Source organism: Mucilaginibacter sp. PAMB04168 (genome assembly GCF_039634365.2).
Lineage (GTDB): Bacteria > Bacteroidota > Bacteroidia > Sphingobacteriales > Sphingobacteriaceae > Mucilaginibacter.
In genome coordinates this window covers 4,687,064-4,702,554 of sequence record NZ_CP155079.2, presented here as the reverse complement: position 1 = coordinate 4,702,554, position 15,491 = coordinate 4,687,064, and the positions used below count along the sequence as shown (strand labels likewise).

The 15,491-nt window shown below is 44.5% G+C and carries 9 protein-coding genes, 2 tRNA genes and 3 rRNA genes; 8 read left to right on the top strand and 6 right to left on the bottom strand.

Annotated elements, in window-relative coordinates:
* Positions 1 to 68: 68 nt before the first annotated feature.
* From ABDD94_RS19885 to ABDD94_RS19865, 5 genes are all read right to left on the bottom strand, one after another.
* The gene (locus ABDD94_RS19885) at positions 69 to 965 is read right to left on the bottom strand and encodes a DUF4835 family protein (protein WP_345953692.1); all 897 of its coding nucleotides are present in this window, start codon (positions 963 to 965) and stop codon (positions 69 to 71) included.
* Complete coding sequence (gene coaBC, locus ABDD94_RS19880) at positions 962 to 2,161, bottom strand: bifunctional phosphopantothenoylcysteine decarboxylase/phosphopantothenate--cysteine ligase CoaBC (RefSeq protein ID WP_345953691.1); 1,200 nt, start codon at positions 2,159 to 2,161, stop codon at positions 962 to 964. The genes ABDD94_RS19885 and coaBC overlap by 4 nt, the downstream gene beginning before the upstream one ends.
* 141 nt (positions 2,162 to 2,302) lie before the next feature.
* Complete coding sequence (locus ABDD94_RS19875; RefSeq protein WP_345950351.1) at positions 2,303 to 2,638, bottom strand: DNA-directed RNA polymerase subunit omega; 336 nt, start codon at positions 2,636 to 2,638, stop codon at positions 2,303 to 2,305.
* Positions 2,639 to 2,652: 14 nt separating this feature from the next.
* Positions 2,653 to 3,588 (bottom strand): outer membrane protein assembly factor BamD, encoded by a 936-nt coding sequence (bamD, locus tag ABDD94_RS19870; protein ID WP_345953690.1) that lies wholly within the window; start codon positions 3,586 to 3,588, stop codon positions 2,653 to 2,655.
* Positions 3,589 to 3,979: 391 nt separating this feature from the next.
* Positions 3,980 to 4,465 (bottom strand): hypothetical protein, encoded by a 486-nt coding sequence (locus tag ABDD94_RS19865; protein WP_345953689.1) that lies wholly within the window; start codon positions 4,463 to 4,465, stop codon positions 3,980 to 3,982.
* A gap of 1,428 nt (positions 4,466 to 5,893) precedes the next feature.
* On the opposite strand from ABDD94_RS19865, the gene ABDD94_RS19860 reads away from it, so the two are divergent.
* The 5 genes from ABDD94_RS19860 to rrf all read left to right on the top strand — a co-directional run bounded on the left by ABDD94_RS19860 (position 5,894) and on the right by rrf (position 11,154).
* Positions 5,894 to 7,414 (top strand): 16S ribosomal RNA (locus ABDD94_RS19860).
* A gap of 178 nt (positions 7,415 to 7,592) precedes the next feature.
* Positions 7,593 to 7,667: transfer RNA gene (locus tag ABDD94_RS19855), tRNA-Ile, on the top strand.
* A gap of 21 nt (positions 7,668 to 7,688) precedes the next feature.
* A tRNA-Ala gene (locus ABDD94_RS19850) sits at positions 7,689 to 7,762 on the top strand.
* 241 nt (positions 7,763 to 8,003) lie between these two features.
* A 23S ribosomal RNA gene (locus ABDD94_RS19845) occupies positions 8,004 to 10,888 on the top strand.
* 154 nt (positions 10,889 to 11,042) lie between these two features.
* Positions 11,043 to 11,154: ribosomal RNA gene (rrf, locus tag ABDD94_RS19840) — 5S ribosomal RNA — on the top strand.
* The 16S, 23S and 5S rRNA genes sit together here with 2 tRNA genes alongside, the layout of an rRNA operon.
* A gap of 22 nt (positions 11,155 to 11,176) precedes the next feature.
* Here rrf and ABDD94_RS19835 read toward each other — a convergent pair.
* Positions 11,177 to 11,371 carry a hypothetical protein gene (locus ABDD94_RS19835; RefSeq protein ID WP_345953688.1) on the bottom strand — a complete coding sequence of 65 codons (195 nt, stop codon included), beginning with the start codon at positions 11,369 to 11,371 and terminating at the stop codon, positions 11,177 to 11,179.
* 176 nt (positions 11,372 to 11,547) lie between these two features.
* Between ABDD94_RS19835 and ABDD94_RS19830 the strand changes: the two genes are divergently transcribed.
* The 3 genes from ABDD94_RS19830 to ABDD94_RS19820 are packed head-to-tail and all read left to right on the top strand — an operon-like array spanning position 11,548 to position 15,306.
* Positions 11,548 to 12,093, top strand: coding sequence for a 2Fe-2S iron-sulfur cluster-binding protein (locus ABDD94_RS19830; protein ID WP_345953687.1), 546 nt, complete (start codon positions 11,548 to 11,550; stop codon positions 12,091 to 12,093).
* Entirely contained in the window at positions 12,086 to 13,081 is a 996-nt protein-coding gene (locus tag ABDD94_RS19825) for a xanthine dehydrogenase family protein subunit M (protein WP_345953686.1), read from the top strand. Before ABDD94_RS19830 ends, ABDD94_RS19825 begins: the two co-directional genes overlap by 8 nt.
* Positions 13,078 to 15,306 (top strand): xanthine dehydrogenase family protein molybdopterin-binding subunit, encoded by a 2,229-nt coding sequence (locus ABDD94_RS19820; RefSeq protein ID WP_345953685.1) that lies wholly within the window; start codon positions 13,078 to 13,080, stop codon positions 15,304 to 15,306. Before ABDD94_RS19825 ends, ABDD94_RS19820 begins: the two co-directional genes overlap by 4 nt.
* Positions 15,307 to 15,491: the final 185 nt, after the last annotated feature.

Sequence of the window (15,491 nt, the reverse complement as noted above, 5' to 3'; positions counted from 1 at the left end):
TACTCAATTACAAAATCAATGCCTAACAGATGTGTTTTATAACAAACTTACAGATGTACTGAAGTGGTTTATTGTTGTAAGGTTTGATACAAATTTCCATTAGCCGGGTCGGCTTGGTTAAGGATGTTCATGGCCTGCAGCTTTTCCTGGGGATCTGCTTTTGAATAAATAGAGACCAACTCATTGCGCTTAGCCAGGAAAAATAAGGTGGGCAAAGTGGCACCGACTCGTACACGATCCAGCTGGGTAAGTACCGGCAAAGCGGCCGTTATATTTTTACGGCCGGTAGCTGCATTGTCGGCCATTAAATCCAGCCCTTGCCTATGGTAGGTATATAAAAACTCACGCAGCGGAATGTAAGTTTTGTTCATGGTGTTCTCCGACAGCCAATAGCGGTTGGTATTATTATCAAATGCTTTCCAGCCACGGTATGATGAACTTTGCGCGTTAATAACTACCGTTTGTGCGTTGGCATAATATGAAGTGCCGCCGAATTTAGAAAAGCTGTCGTAATCAAAAGCCATAATCATGTAGGCATAAAAAGCCATCACGGAGCTTAAATTGCTTTCGAAGGTTTGGTTATTAAAGTCAATGGTTTGCCCTTCGGTGTAGGTGAAGTCAAAATCGCGGTCGTTAATACTAAAAACGGGGGTGTTATAAGCGGCGTTATAAACTGGACGGGTCGACTGCACCTGGAGTTCGCCACTAAAACTAGTTCCGTTATCCCAATTGGTAACCGTTAGTACAAAGCTGCAATCTACTTTTTCTTGCGGTTGTACAGCATCGGCGCTCCACTTGCGTCCGTTCAAAAACTCACGCATGGCGGTTTGTAGCGAAGTGAAAATGCGCTTATTGGTTGTCGCAATTTTCGGCGATAGTACTTGTACACGGGCATTTAAATCCTGTGCAATAGCTGTATGCACAATTCCTAACCACAACAATAACAACCCCAGCTTCTTCATCATTTCAACAACGTAATTATCTTATGGCATATGTCAGCAGCCACCTCGCTTTTACGCTTGGTTTCAAAGATTGTTTTATGGAGCTGCCGGTCAATCATTGTTATTTTATTGGTATCAAGCTTAAAGCCCGCGCCAACATCATTAAGTGAATTTAAAATAATCAGGTCGAGGTTTTTTTTGTGCAGCTTATCTATAGCGTTCTGCTCCTCGTTTTGAGTTTCGAGCGCAAAACCAATGAGTAATTGATTGTGTCGTTTGCGTTCGCCCAGTACTCTTAATATGTCAGTCGTTTTCTTTAGATCTATGCCAAAGGTGTCACTCTGCTTTTTGATTTTTTGGGATGACACATTTATAGGTGTATAATCGGCCACGGCAGCGCTCATTATGCAAGCATCAGCAATGTCAAAATGGTACAAGCAAGCTTCCAGCATTTCTGCAGCTGATGTAATATCAATACGGTTTATACCGGTTTGTTGTAACGTTTGTGCAGATGGACCCGCTATAAGTGTTACCACAGCACCCTGTTTGGCCAATTCATCGGCGATGGCAAATCCCATTTTGCCGGAAGAATGGTTACCTATAAAACGTACAGGATCAATTGCCTCGTAAGTAGGACCAGCCGTAACCAGCATTCGTTTACCAGCCAGCCGAAGGCTCTCTGATAGTTGATCGGTTACAAAACTTACAATTTCTTCAGGCTCCGCCATGCGGCCTTCACCATGCAAGCCGCTGGCCAGTTCGCCACTGCCTGGCTGTATAAGTATATTACCGTAGCTTTGCAGCTTTTGCACATTGCTTAAGGTAGCTTGGTGGCGCCACATATCCAGATCCATTGCTGGTGCAAAGTAAACCGGGCACTTGGCCGATAAGTATGCGGCAGTAAGTAGGTTATCACACTGTCCACCGGCCATTTTAGCCATAGTGTTGGCGCTTGCTGGGGCAATCAGGAATAAATCGGCCCATAGGCCCAGTTCTACATGATTATTCCATTGGCCGGTGCCAGGTTCAAAATATTGTATGAGTACCGGTTTTTTGGAAAGTGTGGAGAGCGTAAGCGGCGTAATAAAGCTGGCAGCGTCTTTGGTCATCACTACCTGCACTTCTGCACCGGCCTTTATTAACAAGCGCACAAGCGTAGCAGATTTATAGGCCGCTATACTACCGCAAACACCTAAAACAATTTTCTTGCCTTCGAGCATAGTACAAAAATAGGTAAACCCAGCTAATATCGTATAAACTGAATGGCTTATTCAATTTCGCGGCGGTATCTTACAATAAAAAAGCCCTTTTGAAAGTAAAAGGGCTTTTTTTCTAAAATCTTGTTTTTACAGGTAAGAGAATTAATCTCTCTCTTTGTTAGGGTTGCGGAAATAAACCTTGTTTTCTAAAAATTCCTGAACTGCTACTAACGTAGGTTTGGGCAAGCGCTCGTAATGTTTCGAAATTTCGATCTGCTCACGGTTCTCAAACACTTCTTCCAGGTTATCATTTGCAGAGGCAAACTCAGATAATTTCTGATGCAGCTCTTCTTTAATGTTGTTTGATATCTGGTTTGCACGTTTCGACATGATAACGATAGACTCATACAGGTTGTCTGTTGTTTTATCCAGGTCGCGCAAATCGCGGGTTACGGTACTGCCTGCTACAGTTGGTTTATTATTAGGATTATTGCTCATGTTCGTTTTATATTTTATTGTTGCGGACTTCTTTGATTATGTTTATCAGTAATTGACTGTTGTTGCGGCGCTTTAGCCGTATCCCTATCTGCTAGTTTTTTGGCCAGTTTACCCTCAGCTTCTAACCGCGCTAAATAACGTTTGGCGTTTGCAATACCACGCTCGCTGTCTTTACGGTATTCGGCTGCTTCTTTAACATACTTGCTGTTTGCATATTTCTCAGCAAATTGATCAGCATAGGTCATTGATTGCGTATAGCGCTCTTCCTGACGGAATTCGGCACTGTTCTTGGCATACAAGTACTGGGCCTTAACAGTTAAAAACTCCATTTCTTCTGCATACTTAGTATCCGGATAATCGCGCAGGGCATTATTGAATGCCATAACTGCCGACAGGTAATCGCCGATATCTAAATAAAGCCTTGCATTATTGTAAGCTTTGGTTTCTAATTTATCGCGCAGGTCCTGAATCAACTTACCGGCTTGAACGCTACGTTCACTTTTAGGATAAAGGTTTATAAACAATTGTAAAGTCTCAATAGCCTTGGTGGTATTCTCCTGGTCAAGCGACGGAATAGGTGAATCCAGATAATAACAATAGGCAGACATGTAACGGCATTCCTCAGCACGGGTACTTGATGGGTACAGATCGGCAAAGTTTTTAAAATGGTAACGGGCCGAAGTGTAATCCTTTAAGTTATAGTTAGCGTAGGCGTAATAAAAGAATAAGTCTTCAGCCTCACTTAATCCTCTGTATTTTGGTGTAAGTAACTCAAATAACTCCAGTGCTTTTGAGTATTGTTTTTTGTTATAGAATTTTACGGCCTGCTGGTATTGTTTAGCCCGGTCGTTACTCTCCTTTAATCTCTCGTAGCTGCTTTTACAGCTGCCAGTAATAAGTACCGCGGTAACTAATAAGCCTGCAATTATAGCACGTTGCTTTTTAAACATCCTGCAAAGATAATTATATAATGTAAATCAATCAATTATTTATTTTAAGCGCGAAAATAAACGCCTTATTGTGTTATAGTATGTTTCCGCTTCACATTTAACATCTTTTAACTATGAACTGACAACTGAACCAACGTAGGTGAGCTGAACACTAAATATAACCCGCTTGCAAGGCTTAAACAGGATGCCCTTAGCAACAATGTGTTAACTTACGCCGGTGTTAAAGCAATATTAGCAGAACAATAGCTTCCTGTAATTGAAACATCTGATATTGCTCTACCTATATAATAGGTAGAGCATCCAGGCTTATTGCCGCGAGAACACAGAGGGGATTTATCCATTGAAAACATGTAACCAAAAGTGAATGCTATAACATATTCAAAAGGCAAACCTATTTGATCTGTTTAAGAGTCATGGTAATACTTGACCCATCTAAGTTGTGATATACCAGCTTTACAAATCCGAATTGTTCGCTGAAGTAAGACACGAGAATGCTATGGCCACTGGTGGTATTCGCAATACCCTTAACTTTTATTGTTTGGACAGTTCCAATGGGTAAGCTGAGCGCTTCCTTACCTTGCACAACATATTTGCAATGGAGAGTAAGCTTACCTGTCCAATTGAAGGCTTTAAATTCAGGCCATTTTTCACCGATTTCGAGATTCCAATCATAAATTTGACCAGATTTAAGCGGCAGCTTGATGTAAGGAAAGGGAGACAGTTGCAGAATCTCTAGCGCATGAAAGCGAAATGGGTGTAACCAAACATTTGCTTTATTCTCAATTACCCCCGTTAGTTCAGTCTCTAAAGGTTTAAAATCAAAATTATAATGGTAGAGGAATACCTCCGTCTGATTGTAGTTTGGTTTGTCCATCATAATAGGACCTATTTTTCCTAAAAGTTTTTATACCCAGATATTCAATTGTACTACTATCCTTTTGCATAGCGGGTACATAATGCCATGACTTAGCGCCTTCTGGTTGTGATGTAATTGCATATTTGAGTGTATCGTGGCCTTTGACAATAAAATAGTCATATATGTAAGTCTTGCCTTCAATAAAATCTTATTATCGTAATTAAAGGGGTTAATGCCTTTGTTGTTGGAAAGCTTGGGTTCAATGTATAGATCTGGTTTCTGTGCAAATACCGAAACATTAAAAGCTATAGTAAAACAGCTAAGGAACGACAGGTAAAATAAATTAGGAGCCATGTTAAGATTTACTGCCCCTAATTTACCAAAACCGTGGCACTTTCGGCAATTGAGAGTTGATTTGTGTTTCAAAGAAAACTATCATCAACCTTGATTGACTGATGATGAAGTATTGCACTTGAGGAATATGTAAAAAGATAACCACTATTTATATAATAGACTATAGTTAATGCCTGCAACCAATTTTAAAAATGGATGGATGTATTAGATGAACGGTTTAAGGCCCTATCAAGAGCTGGTTGAACATAAGATTGGCTTTTTTATTGAAAATATTACAAATCTTGATCTCTCAATGAAGTTTACCATCTATTATAACGCCGGTATCATTATAATAGATTAAAAGTGGAGTATAAGAACTACCTATATGCGATAAGCAACCTGACTAAGACATCAGGGGGCGTTTTAGAAAAAGAAAGGGGTTGAAGGGTAGGGAGTTAAGGGGGATGTAACACAAAAAGAGAAGAAAGGTTTTATAAAAAGGAAAAAAGCGCTACCTTTGCAACCCGCAAACGAAGGAATGCGGTCAGTACATTGAAAAAGGGCGAAGGGATGTTGAAGCATTGAAAGATGCGTCAGCAGGAGATCAGGAGAGAGGCGGATAGCCAATCGGGGCATCACAAAAAACTTTAAAAAAAGTTTTGGGGATGTCAAAAAGATTTCTACCTTTGCACTCCCAATCGCAATGATCGGGAATAGATTGAAAAGCGGCACAGGGATAAGAAAAACGGCGAAAAGCGGTTTAAGGAGTCTCAAAAAAATTTAGAAATAAATTTTGGAGAAATCAAAAACTTAGTTACCTTTGCACTCCCAAACGGAACGAAAGCGAAAGCGGACGGAAAGCGAGGGGAAACAAAAAGCAAAATCACTCATCGCTAGGATGAGCAGATATAAAAAGCGGAACCGTGACGGGGAAGCGATAAAGTTCTTTTAAGAAGTAACATGTAGCGTAGCGGGAGCGATAACTTAAGGTTATCGACTCTATCAAAAAAAAGAAAACCTTTCGAAATTGGAGTTACACTGAATACTGTATAAAGATATACAAATAATCAGATTTCTATTTTGAGTAATAGGGTCTGGATACAAACAAAACATTTTACAATGGAGAGTTTGATCCTGGCTCAGGATGAACGCTAGCGGCAGGCCTAATACATGCAAGTCGGACGGGATTGGGGAGCTTGCTCCCCATGAGAGTGGCGCACGGGTGCGTAACACGTATGTAACCTACCGTTGTCAGGGGGATAGCCTCTCGAAAGAGAGATTAACACCGCATAAAATCACAGTGCAGCATTGCATAATGATCAAATATTTATAGGACAACGATGGGCATGCGGGACATTAGCTAGTTGGCGGGGTAACGGCCCACCAAGGCGACGATGTCTAGGGGATCTGAGAGGATGACCCCCCACACTGGTACTGAGACACGGACCAGACTCCTACGGGAGGCAGCAGTAAGGAATATTGGTCAATGGAGGCAACTCTGAACCAGCCATGCCGCGTGCAGGAAGACGGCCCTACGGGTTGTAAACTGCTTTTGTACCGGAATAAACCTTTCTTCGTGAAGAGAGCTGAATGTACGGTAAGAATAAGGATCGGCTAACTCCGTGCCAGCAGCCGCGGTAATACGGAGGATCCAAGCGTTATCCGGATTTATTGGGTTTAAAGGGTGCGTAGGTGGCCTATTAAGTCAGGGGTGAAAGACGGTAGCTTAACTATCGCAGTGCCTTTGATACTGATGGGCTTGAATACAGTTGAAGTAGGCGGAATGTGACAAGTAGCGGTGAAATGCATAGATATGTCACAGAACACCGATTGCGAAGGCAGCTTACTAAAGTGTGATTGACACTGAGGCACGAAAGCGTGGGGATCAAACAGGATTAGATACCCTGGTAGTCCACGCCCTAAACGATGAATACTCGATGTTGGCGATATACGGTCAGCGTCTAAGCGAAAGCGTTAAGTATTCCACCTGGGGAGTACGCCCGCAAGGGTGAAACTCAAAGGAATTGACGGGGGCCCGCACAAGCGGAGGAGCATGTGGTTTAATTCGATGATACGCGAGGAACCTTACCCGGGCTTGAAAGTTAGTGAATGATCCAGAGACGGATCAGTCCTTCGGGACACGAAACTAGGTGCTGCATGGCTGTCGTCAGCTCGTGCCGTGAGGTGTTGGGTTAAGTCCCGCAACGAGCGCAACCCCTATGTTTAGTTGCCAGCATTTAAGGTGGGGACTCTAAACAGACTGCCTACGCAAGTAGAGAGGAAGGAGGGGACGACGTCAAGTCATCATGGCCCTTACGTCCGGGGCTACACACGTGCTACAATGGATGGTACAGAGGGCTGCTACCTGGCAACAGGATGCCAATCTCTAAAAGCCATTCACAGTTCGGATCGGGGTCTGCAACTCGACCCCGTGAAGTTGGATTCGCTAGTAATCGCGTATCAGCAATGACGCGGTGAATACGTTCCCGGGCCTTGTACACACCGCCCGTCAAGCCATGGAAGCTGGGGGTACCTGAAGTATGTAACCGCAAGGAGCGTCCTAGGGTAAAACCGGTAACTGGGGCTAAGTCGTAACAAGGTAGCCGTACCGGAAGGTGCGGCTGGAATACCTCCTTTCTGGAGCAGTATTCAGTACCAAGTAACACGAGCCGAAAAAGAGAGGTAAGTAAAAAGACAGAATCCTGCTACGCACATGTATTTCTTAAGATTAGAAGAAAAAAGAAGAAACCCAGAAAAGAAAAGCCATATCAGTACTATATAGGTAATATATAGAGTGGCTGTAACCATTAAACAAAGTCTCGTAGCTCAGTTTGGTTAGAGCACTACACTGATAATGTAGGGGTCAGCAGTTCAAATCTGCTCGAGACTACTACAAAGGGAAATCTTTTATGGGGAATTAGCTCAGCTGGCTAGAGCACCTGCCTTGCACGCAGGGGGTCAACGGTTCGAATCCGTTATTCTCCACACAGATGTGATAAGCAAATGAGCAATCATCTGCCTATCTAATTCGAAAGTTCTTTGACATATTGGAAGAAGTAATTGTAAAACTGAGAAAACAACAGTGAAGGACGTTGTGAGTAAGAGTAGAAAGTACAAGGTAAAAAGTAAAAAGGCTTTCGGGTCTTGATACTGTATACTAACTACCGGATACTGCTAAAACAACTCTAAATAAAGCATACCATGCCGAGCAAAAGCGGCATGTGTAGAAGAAAGTAAGAAAGGGCACACGGGGGATGCCTTGGCTCTCAGAGGCGATGAAGGACGTGATAAGCTGCGATAAGCTACGGGGATTAGCAAATATGAATTGATCCGTAGATTTCCGAATGGGGAAACCTAATCCATTGAAGATGGATTGCAATAATGCGCAAACCTGCTGAACTGAAACATCTAAGTAAGCAGAGGAAGAGAAAACAATAGTGATTTCCTGAGTAGTGGCGAGCGAAAGGGAAACAGCCCAAACCCACCATGTTACGGCATAGTGGGGGTTGTAGGACTACGATGTGGTATATTAAACTGAAGCGGAAGGGCATGGGAAGGCCCGCCATAGAGCATGAGAGCTGCGTACGCGTAAGGAATAATAACCTAGTAGAATCCTGAGTACTGCGGGGTCGGAGACGCCCTGTAGGAATCTGCCGGCACCATCCGGTAAGGCTAAATACTACTGAGAGACCGATAGTGAACCAGTACCGTGAGGGAAAGGTGAAAAGAACCCCGAACAGGGGAGTGAAATAGAACCTGAAACCGTGTGCTTACAAGCGGTCGGAGCAGACTTGTTCTGTGACGGCGTGCCTTTTGCATAATGAGCCTACGAGTTACTCTTCTCTGGCAAGGTTAAGTGTTTAAGACACGAAGCCGAAGCGAAAGCGAGTCTGAATAGGGCGTGCAGTCAGAGGAGGTAGACGCGAAACCTTGTGATCTACCCATGGACAGGTTGAAGGTGCCGTAACAGGTACTGGAGGACCGAACCGATAAACGTTGAAAAGTTTCCGGATGATTTGTGGGTAGGGGTGAAAGGCTAATCAAACTGGGAAATAGCTCGTACTCCCCGAAATGTTTTTAGGAACAGCGTGGCGGTAAAGTTATACAGAGGTAGAGCTACTGATTGGGTGCGGGGGAGTCAAATCCTACCAAATCCAGACAAACTCCGAATGCTGAATAATATACGCTGCAGTGAGGCTCTGGGTGCTAAGGTCCAGGGCCGAGAGGGAAAGAACCCAGACCATCAGCTAAGGTCCCCAAATTACTATTAAGTTGAACTAACGAGGTCCGACTGCACAGACAGCTAGGATGTTGGCTTGGAAGCAGCCATTCATTTAAAGAGTGCGTAACAGCTCACTAGTCGAGCGGTCGGGCATGGATAATAAACGGGCATTAAATAGTATACCGAAGCTATGGATTGTATATTTATATACACTGGTAGGGGAGCATTCTATCGCCGGCGAAGCATGACACGACAAGTGCATGTGGAGGTTATAGAAAAGCAAATGTAGGCATAAGTAACGATAAGGCGGGAGAGAAACCCGCCCACCGAAAGACTAAGGTTTCCTGATCAACGCTAATCGGATCAGGGTTAGTCGGGGCCTAAGGATAATCCGAGTGGAGATTCCGATGGACAACTGGTTAATATTCCAGTACTTTTGATAACTGCGATGCAGTGACGGAGTAGTGACACATCCGCGTTCTGACGGAATAGAACGTTAAAGGCCGTAGGTATAGGCGATGTAGTAAAGTACGCATTGTTTGCTGAAAGCTGATAGTACACAAAGCCTTCGGGTGGCGTGATAGTGATGGTAATCAGACTTCCAAGAAAACCTGCTAAGCTTCAGGTTATCAAAACCCGTACCGTAAACCGACACAGGTAGTCGAGGAGAGAATCCTAAGGTGCTCGAGTGATTCATGGCTAAGGAACTCGGCAAAATGGCCCTGTAACTTCGGGAGAAGGGGCGCTGTCAGCAATGGCAGCCGCAGTGAAAAGGCCCAGGCGACTGTTTAACAAAAACACATGGCTTTGCAAAATCGAAAGATGACGTATAAGGCCTGACACCTGCCCGGTGCCGGAAGGTTAAGAGGGGATGTTAGTCGCAAGGCGAAGCATTGAATCGAAGCCCCGGTAAACGGCGGCCGTAACTATAACGGTCCTAAGGTAGCGAAATTCCTTGTCGGGTAAGTTCCGACCTGCACGAATGGTGTAACGATCTGGGCGCTGTCTCAGCCATGAGCTCGGTGAAATTGTGGTATCGGTGAAGACGCCGGTTACCCGCAACGGGACGGAAAGACCCCATGCACCTTCACTACAACTTAACATTGATATCGGATACAGGATGTGTAGGATAGGTGGGAGACTGTGATCCGGCTTCGCTAGGAGTCGGTTAGTCAACGTTGAAATACCACCCTTTCTGTATTTGGTGTCTAACTCTGCACGGCAGAGGACATTGTTTGGCGGGTAGTTTGACTGGGGTGGTCGCCTCCAAAAAGGTAACGGAGGCTTTCAAAGGTAAGCTCAGTACGCTTGGTAACCGTACGTGGAGTGCAATAGCATAAGCTTGCTTGACTGTGAGGCAGACAAGCCGAGCAGGGTCGAAAGACGGATATAGTGATCCGGTGGTTCTGCATGGAAGGGCCATCGCTCAAAGGATAAAAGGTACGCTGGGGATAACAGGCTGATCTCCCCCAAGAGCTCATATCGACGGGGAGGTTTGGCACCTCGATGTCGGCTCGTCACATCCTGGGGCTGGAGAAGGTCCCAAGGGTTCGGCTGTTCGCCGATTAAAGTGGCACGCGAGCTGGGTTCAGAACGTCGCGAGACAGTTCGGTCCCTATCTGTTGTGGGCGTTGGAAGTTTGAGTGGGGCTGACCTTAGTACGAGAGGACCGGGTTGGACTAACCTCTAGTGAATCTGTTATGGCGCCAGCTGTACTGCAGAGTAGCTACGTTGGGAATAGATAAGCGCTGAAAGCATCTAAGTGCGAAACTAGCCACAAGATGAGACTTCCATTGAGGGTCGTAGTAGACTACTACGTTGATAGGTTACAGGTGTAAAGGTGGTGACATCATAGCCGAGTAATACTAATTGCCCGAAGCTTTCTTCGTCAACAGATAAGTGGTGTGATCTTTCCGGTCACACCACACCATCAAAAACAACATGTGCTGTTGTTTACTCAGAACTAACATTACTTCTTTCAATTATTGTCATTGTTTAAGGTAGTCCGTTTAATAAAGGGCTGCTAAAAAACATTAAAAATATTCAGGTGCCTATATCGGCGGTGTCCACCTCTTCCCATTCCGAACAGAGAAGTTAAGCCCGCCAGAGCCAATGGTACTGCAGTAAAATGTGGGAGAGTAGGTCGGCGCCAAACCTTTTCAGTTAACCCCCTGTAACTAATCATTACAGGGGTTTTCTGCTTTTATAGCCCCCCTAACACGCCTCGCTGATTTAGCTCCAGAAGCTGTACTAACTTGCCTGCTGCCTTCCTGCTCTGGCCTGCTGACCGCCCGTTTTTCATTCTTATCGCCGTTTAGCAGTATCAAGTAGGTCATTTCGTTGCGAACCATCAACTGTTTTTTTTCCTTCATGTTGAGGAGAATCATATTCCGATTTTATCGACTTCCCTGCCGCACAATCAGGCACTGGTGGCTTACTATCTGGAATATTTATAAATAATTACCTGTCTTTTTCCCTACAGAACTAATTTAAGATACAAGTGTTTAAATCTTAGCATTTCCCGAATAATGCATTAAACGCTTTGCTAATGAATACAATAATCGACCAAACGCATCAAGGACATACCTGGCCCTTAGCTCATGCTGTGCCCGACCCTGACTCAGCACACAATGTAGTCCTCAACATAAACGGACAGGAGATTCATCTTAAGATTGAACCTTGGGTCAGTTTGTTAGATGCGCTCAGGGAATATGTTGGTCTCACCGGTACTAAAAAAGGATGTGATCACGGTCAGTGTGGTGCATGTACAGTGTTGATTGATGGTAAACGCATCAACTCTTGTCTCACGTTAGCTGTTATGAAGCAAGGTTGCCAAGTCACTACAATCGAAGGTCTTTCAAAAGGAGACGAACTGCATCCGGTTCAGGAGGCATTTGTTGAACATGATGCCTACCAATGCGGTTATTGCACACCCGGTCAAATTTGTTCGGCCGTTGGTTTAATTAATGAAGGTAAAGCCACAACGCGCGATGAAATAAGTGAACTCATGAGTGGCAATATCTGTCGCTGTGGTGCTTACCCCCACATTTTAGATGCTATTGAGCAAGTGAAAGGAGCCGGTAGTCATGAATAAGTTTACCTATGTAAGCGTTAATAGCACAGATGCTGCTATAAGGGAACTGGACGAGCACGACAGCCCTAAATACATAGCTGGTGGTACAAACCTGCTCGACTTAATGAAAATAAGCGTCGAGAGTCCCGATCACCTAATCGATATCACTCATCTTGCTTTTCATAGTATTGAAGATACCAATAACGGCGGCCTGCGTTTAGGGGCTTTAGTAACCAATGCTGATACCGCCTGGAACGAAAAGGTGGAGGAACGATATCCTCTCTTGTCAAAAGCCATATTAGCTGGAGCATCTCCACAGCTGCGTAACATGGCTACCAATGGGGGCAACCTTATGCAGCGCACACGCTGTTATTATTTTTATGATAAAGCCACGCCCTGTAATAAGCGCGAGCCGGGTTCAGGGTGTTCGGCCGTAAATGGGTACAACCGTATACATGCTATTTTAGGTACCAGCGAACAGTGCATTGCAACGCATCCCAGTGATATGTGTGTAGCGCTGGCAGCGTTAGGGGCTACGGTAAACATAACCGGAAAAAACGGTGACTGGAGTATTCCATTTGCCGATTTTCATCGCTTACCGGGAGATCGGCCGGATTTGGATAACACGCTCGATGCAGGCGATATAATTACATCCGTAGATTTACCAAATGAAGGATTTGCTGAGAACTTTGAATATCTAAAGGTTCGTGAGAGGGCCTCGTACGCTTTTGCATTAGTATCCGTAGCCGTAGGGCTAAAAATGGATGGTAATGTAATTACCGAAGCACGCCTGGCCTTGGGTGGCGTTGCGCATAAGCCCTGGAGAAGTATTGAAGCAGAAGCTGCACTGACCAATCAGGTAGCATTAACTGAAAATTTTAAGAAAGCAGCGGAAATTGCTTTGGAAGGTGCGAAAGGCTTTGGCGACAATACCTTTAAAATAGATCTCGCAAAGCGGGCAATTGTAAGAGCGTTATTAAAGGCAGCTAAACTGGAGGAACAAGCATGAGTACAGAATATATAGGCAAACCCATTAGCCGGGTAGATGGCCGCGCTAAGGTAACCGGGCAGGCGAAATATGCTGCCGAATTTAATGTAGCTGCCGGAATTACCTACGGTTACGTGGTGTCAAGTCCTATAACCAAGGGTAAAATTACGGCCGTAAATACGCGGCAGGCACTTAGTCAAAAGGGAGTTTTACAAGTATTTACGCACGAGAATGTACCCGACTTTGCCTGGTTTGACCGGAGTTACAAAGATCAGGACGCACCTAAAGACGGCTCGCCATTTAGGCCTTTTCAAAATAATGAAATTCAATTCGGCTTACAGCCTATTGCATTAGTAGTGGCCGTAACGTTTGAGCTGGCGCGTTATGCATCAACCTTAATTCATTTTGAATATGAGGTAGATGAAAACCTGCAGTCGGGCATAGAGCTTAATTTAGATAAAGCCAAGAAGCCTAAATCCTACAAAGTACCGGTTACCAAGCCCCGTGGCGATGCACAGAAAGCTTTCGATAAGTCTGCTATTCAACATCAAGCCGATTATTTTCACGGTAGCGAGCATCACAACCCTATGGAAATGCATGCTACAACTGTTATTTATGGTGATGATGATAAATTAACTATATATGATAAAACGCAAAGCGTGCTTAACAGCCAAAGCTATGTGAAAAGTGTGTTCGGCTTGTCTACAGATAAAGCACGTGTCATATCACCTTTTGTGGGTGGTGCATTTGGTGCTGGCTTACGGCCACAATACCAATTGTACCTGGCTGTAATGGCAGCTATGGAATTGAAGCGCTCAATTAAAGTAGTGCTCACACGGCAGCAAATGTTTTCATTCGGACATCGCCCGGCAACGCTGCAAAAAATAACCATCGGCGCGTCTGCTGATGGTAAGCTACAGGCTGTCATCAACAATACTTTTAGCGAAACATCGCAATTTGAGGAGTATACCGAGAATATTGTCAACTGGTCGGGCTTTTTATACAATTGCCAAAATGTGAGTTTCTCGCATAAAATAGTTCCTCTTGATGTGTATACCCCTTTAGATATGCGTGCGCCCGGCGGTGTAACCGGCGTGTATGCTATTGAGTGTGCCATTGATGAAACTGCTTACAAAGCCGGTATCGATCCGCTTGAGTTCCGCTTAATAAATTATGCGGAGAAGGATCTGAATGATGATTTGCCCTTTTCGAGTAAAGAGTTGAGGGAATGTTACCGGCAGGGGGCTGAAAAGTTTGGCTGGGATCAGCGTAAGGCAGAACCTCGTGCTACCCGTAAAGGCAACTACCTCATTGGATCGGGCATGGCTACAGGTGCGTGGGAAGCGCAGCAAATGCCGGCCAGGGCAAAAGCAATGTTTACCATTGATGGCAAGCTAACGGTTAGCAGTGCAACTGCCGACATAGGCACAGGTACCTACACCAGTATGACCCAAATAGCTGCGGAAACTTTGGGGCTGCCGTTAGAAGACGTGCAATTTAAGTTAGGTGACAGTGTTATGCCTATGGCGCCGCTGCAAGGTGGCTCCTGGACTGCTGCTACCATTGGCTCAGCTGTAAAGCTGGTTTGTGATGATGTTAAAGGCAAGCTGTTTAAAATGGCACGTAAGCTGCCAAATTCACCTTTTGCCAATGCCGATGATGAAGATGTGATTTTTGCAAACGGCAGTATTAGCTTAAAAGATAAGCCCGACGTTTATTACACGCTTACAGAGGTAATGAAAATGAGCGAGGCAAATTATATTGAAGCCGATGTTACGTCATTGCCCAACATGCTCAAGCAGAAAAAATACTCCCGCTATACACATTCGGCCGTTTTTGCCGAAGTAGCAGTAGATGAGGATTTAGGAACCGTACATGTCAACCGTGTGGTAACAGCTGTAGCTGCCGGACGTATCATCAACACTAAAATGGCGCGCAGTCAGGTGTTAGGTGGTGTAGTTTGGGGTATTAGTATGGCCCTGCATGAGGATTCGGTAATGGACAACAACATTGCCCGCTTCATCAACCATGACCTTGCCGAGTACCATGTACCCGTCAACGCCGATATTAAAGATGTGGACATCATTTTTGTAGAGGAGCACGATGAAGTTGTAAATCCATTGGGCGTTAAGGGAGTGGGCGAAATAGGCATTGTTGGTGTGGCTGCAGCAATAGCCAATGCCGTATATCATGCAACAGGCAAACGAGTAAGAGATTTGCCTATACAGTTAAATAAACTGATGTAAGCTTTTATTAAACCCTCCCGAGAAGGGAAGGACTAGATAAATGATGTTATTTCTGCCGTATGCGTGAGATCTTTTCAAAGTAATAAGTTAATTAATTTGAAAAGATCTCTAACTTATTGTTAGAGAAGGCATCTTTTAGAAAGTTACAATACTCCTATAGGATGGACAGGGCCAAGTTTTATGTT

Bases quoted from the DNA above. Each gene is read 5' to 3' on its own strand.
- ABDD94_RS19885 (WP_345953692.1), bottom strand. From the start codon at position 965: ATGATGAAGAAGCTGGGGTTGTTATTGTTGTGGTTAGGAATTGTGCAT.
- coaBC (WP_345953691.1), bottom strand. From the start codon at position 2,161: ATGCTCGAAGGCAAGAAAATTGTTTTAGGTGTTTGCGGTAGTATAGCG.
- ABDD94_RS19875 (WP_345950351.1), bottom strand. From the start codon at position 2,638: ATGAGCAATAATCCTAATAATAAACCAACTGTAGCAGGCAGTACCGTA.
- bamD (WP_345953690.1), bottom strand. From the start codon at position 3,588: ATGTTTAAAAAGCAACGTGCTATAATTGCAGGCTTATTAGTTACCGCG.
- ABDD94_RS19865 (WP_345953689.1), bottom strand. From the start codon at position 4,465: ATGATGGACAAACCAAACTACAATCAGACGGAGGTATTCCTCTACCAT.
- ABDD94_RS19835 (WP_345953688.1), bottom strand. From the start codon at position 11,371: ATGAAGGAAAAAAAACAGTTGATGGTTCGCAACGAAATGACCTACTTG.
- ABDD94_RS19830 (WP_345953687.1), top strand. From the start codon at position 11,548: ATGAATACAATAATCGACCAAACGCATCAAGGACATACCTGGCCCTTA.
- ABDD94_RS19825 (WP_345953686.1), top strand. From the start codon at position 12,086: ATGAATAAGTTTACCTATGTAAGCGTTAATAGCACAGATGCTGCTATA.
- ABDD94_RS19820 (WP_345953685.1), top strand. From the start codon at position 13,078: ATGAGTACAGAATATATAGGCAAACCCATTAGCCGGGTAGATGGCCGC.